The following is a 12,178-nucleotide window of genomic DNA, read 5'->3' on the forward strand; positions in this document are numbered from 1 at the left end:
GATTTATACACCTCAGTTATTGAGAAACTTCCATTGCTTATTTGACAAATTGAAGAAGGCAGTAATGGCTTTAGGAGACCTTATTATTGCCCCAATTATTTTACCTTTCCACCTACACTAATAGAAGAGCGATCAGTTGGAAATTAAGAACATCTTCGCTGATACTAAACATTAACCCGATCATATCTCAGCACTTTCTGTTTGATTAACTGTAGAGCACTAAAAAAGGTAGAAGAGAGAACCCCGTAGCAAATAGGATTAACTGACTTCTACCCTACAACCTATTGACAGTATGCTGTTTTGATGGAGAATTTACTGTTTGGTCAAACGGGTTAATACCGCATTAGAACGTTCAATGAAACCTTTCATGCCCTCCGCATCAAAACCTTTTTGGGCCATCAATGCCAAGTCATAAACATGTTGACAAAGGGATTTTGCTAATTCTGCTGAGGGAGATTCCCCACTGCCAGTGACAATACTGCCTTGGCTGAGGGAAAGAATGTTTTGAATTAGGGGGTGGTTGGTGTTAATGGCTAACACGTGTTGTTCCGGGAAAGCCATCGCCTGCTGTTGCATCATGGCAGTCATTTCCTGGAGGCGTCGCATGGCTTCTGGTAGAAGTACCATGGCTGGAGGGGTAGATTGGGGATCGTCGGATTTTAATGATTGGGTTTTGATGTTGATGTTGGGATTATTGAGGGCCTTTTCAAAGATTTCTTTGATTTGCTCACTGCGGGATTTGTTGGTGGCGGGGTCCACAATGTCGCTGGCTTTATCCTCTTCAATCAAACTTTGATCCAGTTCTGAGTCTACCCGGGAAAATTTGACGTCACTGTATTCTTTTTCTAGGAAAGGAATGAAGTAATTAGTGTCAATGAAAGAATCCATAAATAGGACTTCAATACCCTGGTTTTTATATAGTTCCACATAGGTGGCTTGGGTAGCTTGATCGGTGCAATAAAAAACTCGATTTTCGTGGCGTTCTTTATTGCGTTCCAAATAACGTTTCAGGCTGGTGTAACCTTCTTTTTCGTAGGGATTAACCCCGTCACTCTGGTTAGTTTCAGCCCAGGCATCACCATCTTCGGTCAGAACTTCTACCTTTGGTTCCGTACTTTCTGCTGTGGCTTTATAGGTGGTGCGGTAGAGCAATAAATCTTCTACTTGTTGTTTGAATTTATCTTCCCGCAGGGAACCAAATTTGACAAAGGTACCAATGTCTTCCCAACATTTGAGATATTCTGCCGGATTTTCGTCGTACAAAGATTTAAGGCGATCGCCAACTTTTTTGGCAATGTAATCGGCAATGCGACGCACAGTGCGGTGATTAGTGAGGGCACTGCGGGAAACGTTGAGGGGAATATCGGGACTATCAATTACCCCCCGGAGCGGCATCAAAAATTCGGGAATGACTTCTTCGCAATGGTCACTGACAAAAACTTGATTGCAGAAAAGTTTAATTTGCCCTTTGGACACATCCACATCGGGGCGTAATTTGGGAAAATAGAGAATACCATTGAGCAAGAAGGGATAATCGGTGTTTAAATGCACCCACAGCAGGGGATCTTCCTGGAAAGGATAAAGATAGCGGTAAAACTCCAGGTAATCTTCTTTGGTTAAATTTTGAGGTGATTCCTTCCAGATGGCCCGCTGTTTATTTAGCGTTTCCCCTTCAAAGCGGATGGGCACTGCCATAAAGTCAGAATAGGTTTTCACCAATTGCCGGATGCGACCAGTCTCCAAATATTCCTGTTCATCGTCCAGCAAAGTTAGGGTGACTGTGGTTCCTACCTGCTGACGATCGGAATCCGTCAGTTCAAATTCCGGTGAACCGTCGCAACTCCAATGCACCGCCTGGGCCCCCTCTTGGTAAGAAAGGGTGTCAATTTCCACTTTTTGGGACACCATGAAAGCGGAATAGAAACCCAAACCAAAGTGACCAATCAAATCATTGGCAGACTTTTGGAACTTTTCAATGAACTCCTCCGCACTAGAGAAAGCCACTTGGTTGATGTACTTTTTCACTTCATCGGCGGTCATGCCAATGCCGTTATCGGTAATAGAAAGGGTTTTATTCACCTTATCCACTACCAGTGTAATTTGGGGATCGGGCACTTCTCCAGAGCCGTCGCTGGCAAAAGCAGCCATTTTCCGTTTACTAATGGCATCAACGGCGTTGGAAATTAATTCCCTTAAAAAGATTTCATGGTCAGTGTAGAGAGACTTTTTAATAATCGGGAAAATATTCTCGGTATGGATTGTGATATTGCCTTTTTCGAGTACTGCCATAGGTCTTTAGATTTAATGTTTAGGATTGTTAGGAAATTTGGTGGATTAGCAAAACTTCCAGGAACCTAGTCAGCTCCCCAGATTTGCCCAGCGCCCCAGCAATGGGGGTAACCCCATCATCATACGAAGCCAGGGACAGTTTACTCAGCGGCAGTTTCCGACCTTTGCCATTTCGGTTATCCGTACCCCCACAGTGATCTGACAACTCAGCTCCGAATCCCAACGGCGATCGCCATTCTTGCTTGGGGCATTAAAACCCGCTAGTTAGCCGGAATTTCCGTCCAGATTCCCTTTCCAGATGTCCCCCTCGGTTCTAAACTTGACTTCGAAGTGTGTTGTTGGCAATCGAGAGGTCTGCTTGTGAAACGTGTCTTAGCGATTATCCTGGGCGGTGGGGCCGGGACCCGCCTCTATCCTTTAACCAAACTCAGAGCCAAACCCGCAGTTCCCTTGGCCGGAAAGTATCGCCTCATCGATATTCCCGTCAGTAATTGCATCAACTCAGAAATCGTTAAGATTTACGTCCTTACCCAGTTTAATTCCGCCTCCCTTAACCGTCACATCAGCCGGGCCTATAATTTTTCCGGCTTCCAAGAAGGATTTGTGGAAGTCCTCGCCGCCCAACAAACCAAAGATAATCCCGATTGGTTTCAGGGCACTGCTGATGCGGTACGGCAATACCTCTGGTTGTTTAGGGAATGGGACGTAGATGAATATCTTATTCTGTCCGGCGACCATCTCTACCGCATGGATTACGCCCAATTTGTTAAAAGACACCGGGAAACCAATGCCGACATAACCCTTTCCGTTGTGCCCGTGGATGACAGAAAGGCACCCGAGCTGGGCTTAATGAAAATCGACGCCCAGGGCAGAATTACTGACTTTTCTGAAAAGCCCCAGGGGGAAGCCCTCCGGGCCATGCAGGTGGACACCAGCGTTTTGGGCCTAAGTGCGGAGAAGGCTAAGCTTAATCCTTACATTGCCTCCATGGGCATTTACGTTTTCAAGAAGGAAGTATTGCACAACCTCCTGGAAAAATATGAAGGGGCAACGGACTTTGGCAAAGAAATCATTCCTGATTCAGCCAGTGATCATAATCTGCAAGCCTATCTCTTTGATGACTATTGGGAAGACATTGGTACCATTGAAGCCTTCTATGAGGCTAATTTAGCCCTGACCAAACAACCCAGTCCCGACTTTAGTTTTTATAACGAAAAAGCCCCCATCTATACCAGGGGTCGTTATCTTCCCCCCACCAAAATGTTGAATTCCACCGTGACGGAATCCATGATCGGGGAAGGTTGCATGATTAAGCAATGTCGCATCCACCACTCAGTTTTAGGCATTCGCAGTCGCATTGAATCTGATTGCACCATTGAGGATACTTTGGTGATGGGCAATGATTTCTACGAATCTTCATCAGAACGAGAAGCCCTCAAAGCCCGGGGGGAAATTGCCGCTGGCATAGGTTCCGGCACCACTATCCGCCGAGCCATCATCGACAAAAATGCCCGCATCGGCAAAAACGTCATGATTGTCAACAAGGAAAATGTCCAGGAAGCTAACCGGGAAGAGTTAGGTTTTTACATCCGCAATGGCATCGTAGTAGTGATTAAAAATGTCACGATTGCCGACGGCACGGTAATCTAGGGCCAGTTTCTTTCCTCGCACCATAGCCATGACCGCTCCCGTTAAAGCAGTAAAATCCCTGAGCCAAAAGTTTGCCCCCCTCCGGTCTGTCCTGGACCAATTGGACGGCCTGGGCATTCTTGCCTGGGGGATTTTGATGCTCAAGTACTCCTTTTCTGGGGAATTGGGTTTACTCATTCATCCCAACTATTTTGGGTTGGTGACAGTGACAGGGTTCGTCCTATTGTTTTTGGGCGGCCTGCGATTGTTTCAAACTGGCAGACGTTGGTTAAAGAGAGCCCGCCGCAGTGGCAATGGTAACCAAGACAGTGTGACCCACGTAACGGTTTTACCCCTAGGACTGGGCACTGCCCTGTTGTTAGTTACCGCTGTGATGGGGCTTTTTATTACTCCGTCCGTTTTCAGCAGTCAATTGGCCATCCAACGGGGCATTAGTATGACTTTGCCCCCCACCCAAACCCAGATATCCAGCTTTGCCTCCCAGATTAAGCCGGAGGATCGCACCCTAGTGGACTGGGTCCGCACCATCAGCGCCTATCCAGAGCCTGACGTTTACGCCGGCCAAAAGGTTGATGTAACTGGCTTTGTCGTTCACCCTGAATACTTGCCAGATAACTACCTCCTCATTAGCCGCTTCATTCTGACTTGCTGTGCAGTGGACGCTTATCCTGTGGCTTTGACGGTCCGTTTAGAAGGTTCCCGTAGTCAGTATCCCCCCGATACTTGGCTAACCATCCAAGGACAAATGGTGGCCGCAACCTTACCCAGCTCAACGGATCAGGGCAGACAAGGGGCAGAAAAGCGTCAGGTTGTGGTGGAAGCTCAGTCGGTGGAAGTGGTACCAACTCCGGCGGATCCTTATAGTTACGCCGATTGAGCCATTGACAAAGGAACCTAATCTGTTCCGAATCCATCGATACGAAAGCGGGAATTACGTCAGAAACGATTAGCGATTCGCTAAGATAACTCAGCATTGTTACGTAAATGTGTTGACCAGTATGAAAGGTTTGTCTGGGCTGTTACAGTTTTTCATCGGCTTTATTTTGGGGGTAACCTTGTTTGTGGGGGGAATTTCCCTGGCCGGTTATCTGGTTTTTAATCGTTTTGCGGCTAACCCGGAAAAGCCATTATTTCCCGAAGAACAAAGTCAGCCCCAAGATGACCAGCCTTCCCCCACAGGGACAGAATCGCCCCAAGCATCACCGTCACCGAGTCCTTCCCCTTCCCCCACAGAGGAACTTCCCTCTGGGGCCTATAAAGCCAAGGTAATTTGGAATGGAGGCTTGAATGTTCGTACCGGGCCAGATCGGGAGTCTGATTCCCTTGCTACGATCAACTACAATGACGAAGTGGTGGTGCTGGCAACCCAGGGGGAATGGTCTAAGTTGAGGCTGTCTGGAGGCACAGAAGGATGGGTAAGATCGGGCAATCTGGAAAAACTCCCAACACCATAGCTATTCTCGGAGCAGAAACCCGGGCAAAGAAAAATAGAAGAAAATTTGATTAATTCCGACCATCCAAACATTTAGGGGCAGGACATTGTATTGCATTGGTTTAATTAGTGGCACTTCCGTGGATGGCATTGATGCCTGTTTAGTCGACATTAGTGGGTCTGGATTAGACCTCAAGGTTGATTTGTTGCGGGGGGAAACCTACCCTTACCCTGATGCATTGCGCCAGGAGATTTTAGCTTTGTGTGCAGGAACTCCCGTCAGTCCGGAGGCGATCGCCTTTTTGGATGACAGTATTGCCAAGGAATTTGCCCAGGCGGCCCAGCAAATTCAACAATCTTTGCCCCCAGCGGATCTCATTGGTTCCCATGGCCAAACTATTTTCCACCGTCCCCCCAATCCAGAGAAAGCCTTTTCCCTCGGTTACAGTTGGCAGTTGGGCCGGGGAGAGGCGATCGCCAATTTGACAGGCATTACCACGGTGAGTAATTTTCGGGCGGCGGACATTGCCGCAGGGGGCCAGGGGGCACCATTGGTTTCTAAAATTGATGTTTGCCTGTTGAGCCATCAAGATGAACACCGCTGTGTGCAGAATTTAGGTGGCATTGGTAATGTGACCTATCTCCCCCCCCGCAGTCAGATAAATTGGCAGGAAAAAATTTGTGGCTGGGATACGGGGCCCGCCAACGTCCTAGTTGACCTGGCAGTGCAAAAATTTACCCGGGGAGAAAAAACCTATGATCAGGGGGGACAATGGGCGGCCCAGGGTGAGCCCTGCCAGGAATTGGTAGACCAATGGTTACAAGAACCCTTTTTCCAACAACATCCGCCTAAATCCACCGGGCGGGAATTGTTTGGGGCGTTGTACCTCGACAACTGTTGGATAGAAGCCCAGCGCCATGACTTGAATGAAACCGATTTTTTGGCTACTCTAACGGAATTTACAGCCCGCTCTGTGGTGACTGAATATCAAAGATTTTTGCCCCAACTGCCCGATCGCCTGTTACTGTGTGGCGGTGGTGCCCATAACCTCTATCTGAGGGAGCGGCTCCAATATCACTTAGGCTCCAACACAAAAATTCAGCGCACCGACGATGTTGGTCTGAACAGCGATTTCAAAGAGGCGATCGCCTTTGCCGTATTAGCCTATTGGCGTTTCCAGGAGCAATTTCCAGGTAATGTCCCCCTAGTCACCGGTGCTAGCCAAGATTGTCTGTTGGGGAATATTCACCTTGTCCCAGTTGGTAGTTAAATAGTTCCAAAGAACTACTTCACTTTGATCTTTGATTAATTGTTGGTAGCTTCCGCCAATTCCGCCAGTCTCTCCTGTTGATCCTGGGAAATGCAAGACTCGATGATGGTGTGAATTTCCCCTTCCAGAGCCGTGTTTAAATCAAAGTTGCGTCCCAAGCGGTGGTCGGTAACTCGATTATCTTTGTAGTTATAGGTGCGGATTTTCTCCGAACGGGAACCCGTACCCACCTGCGATCGCCGATTGGAACTGATGGCATCATTTTGTTCTTGGAGCATCATGTCATAGAGCTTGGCCCGGAGAATTTGCATCGCCCGTTCACGGTTTTGCAGTTGGGAACGTTCTTCGGTGCAAAAAATCCGAATACCTGTGGGTTTATGGAACAGATCCACCGCCGTTTCCACCTTGTTAACGTTCTGTCCACCGGCTCCACCGGAGCGAGCTGTACTCATTTCAATGTCTTTGGGATCAATTTTTACTTCCACGTCATCCACTTCCGGCATGATGGCCACCGTAGCTGTGGAGGTGTGTACCCGACCCCCAGCCTCCGTCACCGGCACCCGTTGCACCCGATGCACCCCTGCTTCAAATTTCAACTGGCTGTAAACCCGGTCCCCTTTAACTTCCAGAATGGCTTCCTTAAAGCCTCCCATATCCGCTAAGGACTCACTCAGCAGACTCACTTTCCAACCCTGACTTTCGGCATACCTGGTGTACATACGGACTAAATCTCCAGCCCAGATACTAGCCTCATCTCCCCCGGTGCCGGCGCGGATTTCCAACATAATATTTTTCTCATCGTTGGGGTCCTTGGGCAGAAGGAGGATAGTGAGACGTTTTTCCAACTCCCCAATGGCATTTTCCAACTCTTCCACTTCCAACTGGGCCATTTCCCGCATTTCTGGGTCATTGCCAGATTCTTTGACAATTTGTCGGGCCCCTTTTAAATCTTCCTGGCTTCTTTTCCAAGTCTCGTAGGTATCAACGGTTTCTTCCAAGGACGAGCGGGCTTTGGCCACCCGTTGCAACTCGTCGGGGTTAGTGGCAATGTCCGGATCCGCTAGCATCCTAGTCAATTCCTGATAGGTTTGCTCCACAGAAGCTAGTTTGTCTAAGAGGTACGTTTCCGCCATGGTCTGCCTTGGGTCAAAATGCTCAGTCTTCTATTCTAACTCCCCCAAGACCCCCTTGCTTTTTCCCCTTGCATAGGCGAAAAGACAACGAAAATGGTTAATCGTCATCCTCGAACAGAAGCTCTTCAATCAACTCTTCCAAGATAGACTTCAAGTCGTCATCGTCAGGATCTACCAATTCGACTTCTGTGTCACTGGCAACTCTAGCTAGAAACAAAACACGCTCCCAGGGAGTATAAATATTGTACTGTTCCTCTTCATGGTAAAAGCTCGTTAAAAGTTGTAGCTCTTCTTCTTGAGCTTTTCCATCAGGATCCTTTCCTTCTATTTCTAGTGTAAGAATATCTTCGTCTTCAATGGGGGGCAGTTCACCGCTGACAGTGAGGGTGTAGGCAGTGTACTTCAATGACAAATCTAATTCTGCTAGCACAGCTTTAGCATCGGCAAAGATCCGACTAATTTCCTCTTCATCGTCAAGTAGTATTACTCCCTCGTCGTCGTCCTCATTATCATCCCAAACAATAATTACTACTGGGATGTCTACAGGTGTTAATAGTAAGTACTGTACGTCGTTTTTTTCAAGGGAATTTTCCACGTAGCAATCTAAAGGCCGCCCCGCTTCATCGTAGAGCGTTATGCTATCGCTTTCATCCGGTTCATTTTCTTGATTAAACAGATAAGCAGACATATAACTTAATAATGTTATTGAGTATTAAGAGTATCACGGAAGAAGCAGATATTTAAGAAGAGAACTCAATCAAAGTTTAGATGATCTAGCCAATTAGTTTTTTCAATAATGTTAACTCCGTTGATATCCGTAAGATTATATTGCAATGGGGTAATGGTGATGAAGTTATCTTGGCTAGCCTGGACATCAGTGGGAATGCGGCGGTTGAGACGGAGATAGTCTGGTTGGGGAATTTCTTTTACCCTTTCCCCCGCTAGCCAGTAGTAGCGTTTTCCCCGGGGATCATACCTTTCTTCAAAGGTTTCGCTATAGCGTTGCAGTCCCTGGCGGGTGAGTCTAACTCCGGCAATCTGCTCCGCTGGTACCGCTGGAATATTGATGCTAAATAAGGTCGGTTCCGTCAATGGCGATCGCCAGAGATGCTGGACAAAGCAATTGGCAAAGTCAGCCGCGGGCTGAAAATCGGTGGCTGTAAAACTGACCAAACTCAAAGCAATGCTAGGAATGCCCTCGATCAACCCTTCCATGGCAGCGGAAACTGTACCGGAATATAAAACATCAGTGCCGAGGTTAGCACCGTGGTTAACTCCGGAAAGGACAAAATCCGGATAACGGGGCATCACCGCATGGAGGGCAAACTTCACACAGTCAGCGGGGGTACCGGAACAGGACCAAGCCTTGATGCGGGGATCAAAAACATCCTCCACAATGCCAGCTCGAATGGGTCGATGGAGAGTCAGACCATGGCCGGTGGCGGATCTTTCCCGGTCAGGACAGACCACTGTGACTTCATGGCCTGCGGCGGCTAGGGTGTTGGCCAAGGTACGTACCCCTTGGGAAAAAATGCCGTCATCGTTACTGACGAGGAGATTGAGGACCGGGGATGGGGTCATAGGACACCAAAGAATCGAGATTGTGCCTGCCAGCCTTAACGATATCAGGCTATGTCCCGCTTAAACTCTGATTCTTACCAGGTAACTCCTGGGCTCCATGGGGCCACAACCAGGAAGTATTTTGTTCCTTTGGCCAATGGGGCGATCGGGGAAAAATGGCTTGATCTGGCATTTACAAGAAAAAATTTTATTTTTTAATGATTTATTTTTTTCTATTAAAATCTTTTTTTTACCTTTGGAAACCAACTGCAATCTGAGAAACCATCTTGTTTTTTTAAAGAAATATTATTAATCTGAAATTCAAGGGAAGTTAATCAATGCCAATAATTATCTCGCATTATTAATCCCCCTTTATCTATCTGGTTGAGTTGGATTTAGATGATAGTTTATCACCAAAATAACAAGCAAAAATCAAATCCAAGCTTAAACCCAAAATCTTACTTCGTAATTATTCGCTATGACTACTACCCAATTAGGATTACAGGAACAAAGCCTGTGGTCACGGTTCTGTTGTTGGATTACTAGCACTTCTAATCGCCTTTACATCGGCTGGTTTGGGGTGTTGATGATCCCCACTTTGTTAACCGCTACCACCTGTTTTATTATCGCTTTCATCGCCGCTCCCCCGGTGGATATTGATGGCATTCGGGAGCCCATTGCTGGTTCTTTACTGTACGGTAACAATATCATCACTGCCGCCGTAGTGCCCAGTTCCAATGCCATTGGCTTGCACTTTTACCCCATTTGGGAAGCCCATAGCCTCGATGAATGGCTTTACAATGGTGGCCCTTACCAATTGATTGTTTTTCACTTTTTAATTGGGATTTTTTGTTATCTCGGTCGTCAATGGGAATTGTCTTACCGTCTAGGAATGCGTCCTTGGATCTGTGTTGCCTATAGCGCCCCCGTCGCCGCTGCCACTGCTACTTTGTTGATCTATTCCATTGGTCAAGGCTCTTTCTCCGATGGTTTACCCCTAGGCATCAGTGGCACTTTTAACTTCATGTTGGTGCTGCAAGCGGAACATAACGTACTGATGCATCCTTTCCACATGTTAGGGGTAGCTGGGGTGTTTGGTGGGGCTTTGTTTGCCGCTATGCACGGTTCCTTGGTTACTTCTTCCTTAATTCGAGAAACTACAGAAGTTGAATCCCAAAATCAAGGTTACAAATTTGGTCAAGAGGAAGAAACCTACAACATCGTTGCTGCCCACGGTTACTTTGGTCGCTTAATTTTCCAATATGCTTCCTTTAACAATAGTCGGGCTCTCCACTTCTTTCTGGGAGCTTGGCCAGTGGTAGGCATCTGGTTTGCCGCTTTGGCAGTCTGTTGTTTCGCTTTCAACCTCAACGGTTTTAACTTCAACCAATCCATTCTGGATGCCCAAGGCCGTCCCGTGAGCACCTGGGCCGATGTGATTAACCGTGCCAACATTGGTTTTGAGGTGATGCACGAACGCAACGTTCACAATTTCCCCTTGGATTTAGCTTCCGGTGATGCCCAAATGGTGGCCCTGAACGCCCCCGCCATTGAAGGCTAGTGCCATTGCCATAACTGCTTTCGGTTGGACTTCGTTTCATTTGGTTAATCAAGGGCACTCTCGCAATGGGGTGCCTTTTATGGTTCAAGCTTAAAGTTAAGCCAGTAAAGTTTAAGTCTATTTCTAGGGTGAAATGTAATGAATCAATTTAGGGACTGGGGTTTTTCCACTGATTGGTGGCAAGGCAAAAAAGGGGAATATTGGGTGCTTGGGCAAACAATTCTCTCCGTTGGATTTGTACTGTTACCGGTTTATACTCCTACTAATTTACAGTTACTAGCTGAACAAAATCAGTGGATTGCGTGGGCTGGTACTCTGTTTTTTGGCATGATTGCGGCAGTTTTGCTGATTGGAGGGGGTCTGCATTTAGGGGAAAATCTGACTCCCTTGCCCCATCCTAAAAAGGATAGTCAATTGGTCACCACTGGTATTTACAGCATGGTCCGTCATCCCCTCTACGGCGGCGTGGTTTTTCTGGCGATCGCCTATGGCTTTTGGCAATGGAGTTTGACCCATTTAATCGGAGCAGTGGTGTTATTTATATTTTTTAATCTCAAAGCTAATCGGGAAGAAATTTGGCTCCAAGATAAATTTAACGACTATGGCAATTATCGAGACCAGGTGAAAAAGCTGATTCCTTGGCTTTATTAAAGGAATATGAAGAAAAATATGGGAAAAAACTATGTGGGATGAAAGATTTAGCCAGTCAGAATATGTTTACGGTACAGAACCGAATGATTTTTTGGTCAGTGTGGCCAATCAAATTCCCCAGGGAAAAATTCTTTGTTTAGCAGAAGGAGAAGGTCGTAATGCTTGTTTTTTAGCAAGTTTGGGTTATGAAGTGACCGCGGTGGATCAATCTTCGGTCGGTTTAGCCAAAGCAAAACAATTAGCCCAGGAAAAAGGTGTAAAAATTACCACCGTCCAGAGTAATTTAGCCGATTTTGACATTGTCGCGGATGCCTGGGAAGGCATTGTTTCCATTTTTTGCCATTTACCTTCTAGTTTAAGACAACAACTTTATCCCAAAGTTTATCAAGGCTTAAAACCTGGTGGAGTGTTTATTTTAGAAGGTTTTGCTCCAGAACAATTACAATACAACACCGGTGGCCCAAAGGATTTAGATCTATTGCCTAAGTTGGAAACGTTGCAGAGTGAATTGCCGAGTTTGAATTGGCTAATTGCCAACAATTTGGAACGAAATTTAGATGAGGGAGCTTACCATCAAGGGAAAGCCGCCCTGATTCAGCTATTGGGACAAAAGTAAACCACAATCGAATTT

The 12,178-nt window shown here is 46.7% G+C and carries 12 protein-coding genes; 7 read left to right on the forward strand and 5 right to left on the reverse strand.

Features of this window, described 5'->3' with window-relative positions:
* Positions 1-312 precede the first annotated feature (312 nt).
* Positions 313-2,289 carry a molecular chaperone HtpG gene (htpG, locus tag BWK47_RS16095; protein WP_162329438.1) on the reverse strand — a complete coding sequence of 659 codons (1,977 nt, stop codon included), beginning with the start codon at positions 2,287-2,289 and terminating at the stop codon, positions 313-315.
* Between the two features lie 330 nt (positions 2,290-2,619).
* On the opposite strand from htpG, the gene BWK47_RS16100 reads away from it, so the two are divergent.
* The 4 genes from BWK47_RS16100 (at position 2,620) to BWK47_RS16115 (ending at position 6,642) form a co-directional block, all read left to right on the forward strand.
* Entirely contained in the window at positions 2,620-3,939 is a 1,320-nt protein-coding gene (locus BWK47_RS16100) for a glucose-1-phosphate adenylyltransferase (protein WP_336234885.1), read from the forward strand.
* A 28-nt stretch (positions 3,940-3,967) separates the two neighbouring features.
* Entirely contained in the window at positions 3,968-4,816 is an 849-nt protein-coding gene (locus BWK47_RS16105; protein ID WP_162329440.1) for a TIGR03943 family putative permease subunit, read from the forward strand.
* 121 nt (positions 4,817-4,937) lie between these two features.
* Positions 4,938-5,393 (forward strand): SH3 domain-containing protein, encoded by a 456-nt coding sequence (locus BWK47_RS16110; RefSeq protein WP_237269697.1) that lies wholly within the window; start codon positions 4,938-4,940, stop codon positions 5,391-5,393.
* A gap of 85 nt (positions 5,394-5,478) precedes the next feature.
* Entirely contained in the window at positions 5,479-6,642 is a 1,164-nt protein-coding gene (locus BWK47_RS16115; protein ID WP_162329442.1) for an anhydro-N-acetylmuramic acid kinase, read from the forward strand.
* A 35-nt stretch (positions 6,643-6,677) separates the two neighbouring features.
* Here the strand turns inward: BWK47_RS16115 and prfA are convergent, their stop codons facing one another.
* From prfA to BWK47_RS17305, 4 genes are all read right to left on the reverse strand, one after another.
* Entirely contained in the window at positions 6,678-7,775 is a 1,098-nt protein-coding gene (gene prfA, locus BWK47_RS16120; protein ID WP_010874306.1) for a peptide chain release factor 1, read from the reverse strand.
* Between the two features lie 97 nt (positions 7,776-7,872).
* Positions 7,873-8,463, reverse strand: a complete 591-nt coding sequence (locus BWK47_RS16125) for a DUF3727 domain-containing protein (RefSeq protein WP_162329443.1) — start codon at positions 8,461-8,463, stop codon at positions 7,873-7,875.
* Positions 8,464-8,528: 65 nt separating this feature from the next.
* Positions 8,529-9,356, reverse strand: a complete 828-nt coding sequence (gene surE, locus BWK47_RS16130) for a 5'/3'-nucleotidase SurE (protein ID WP_162329444.1) — start codon at positions 9,354-9,356, stop codon at positions 8,529-8,531.
* Between the two features lie 49 nt (positions 9,357-9,405).
* Positions 9,406-9,528 carry a hypothetical protein gene (locus tag BWK47_RS17305; RefSeq protein WP_257793031.1) on the reverse strand — a complete coding sequence of 41 codons (123 nt, stop codon included), beginning with the start codon at positions 9,526-9,528 and terminating at the stop codon, positions 9,406-9,408.
* A 285-nt stretch (positions 9,529-9,813) separates the two neighbouring features.
* Between BWK47_RS17305 and psbA the strand changes: the two genes are divergently transcribed.
* From psbA to BWK47_RS16145, 3 genes are all read left to right on the forward strand, one after another.
* Positions 9,814-10,896, forward strand: coding sequence for a photosystem II q(b) protein (psbA, locus tag BWK47_RS16135; protein WP_010874309.1), 1,083 nt, complete (start codon positions 9,814-9,816; stop codon positions 10,894-10,896).
* Between the two features lie 138 nt (positions 10,897-11,034).
* Positions 11,035-11,547 (forward strand): methyltransferase family protein, encoded by a 513-nt coding sequence (locus tag BWK47_RS16140; RefSeq protein WP_010874310.1) that lies wholly within the window; start codon positions 11,035-11,037, stop codon positions 11,545-11,547.
* Between the two features lie 31 nt (positions 11,548-11,578).
* The gene (locus BWK47_RS16145; protein WP_010874311.1) at positions 11,579-12,163 is read left to right on the forward strand and encodes an SAM-dependent methyltransferase; all 585 of its coding nucleotides are present in this window, start codon (positions 11,579-11,581) and stop codon (positions 12,161-12,163) included.
* The last annotated feature ends 15 nt before the right edge of the window (positions 12,164-12,178 follow it).

Source organism: Synechocystis sp. CACIAM 05 (genome assembly GCF_010222815.1).
GTDB lineage: Bacteria > Cyanobacteriota > Cyanobacteriia > Cyanobacteriales > Microcystaceae > Synechocystis.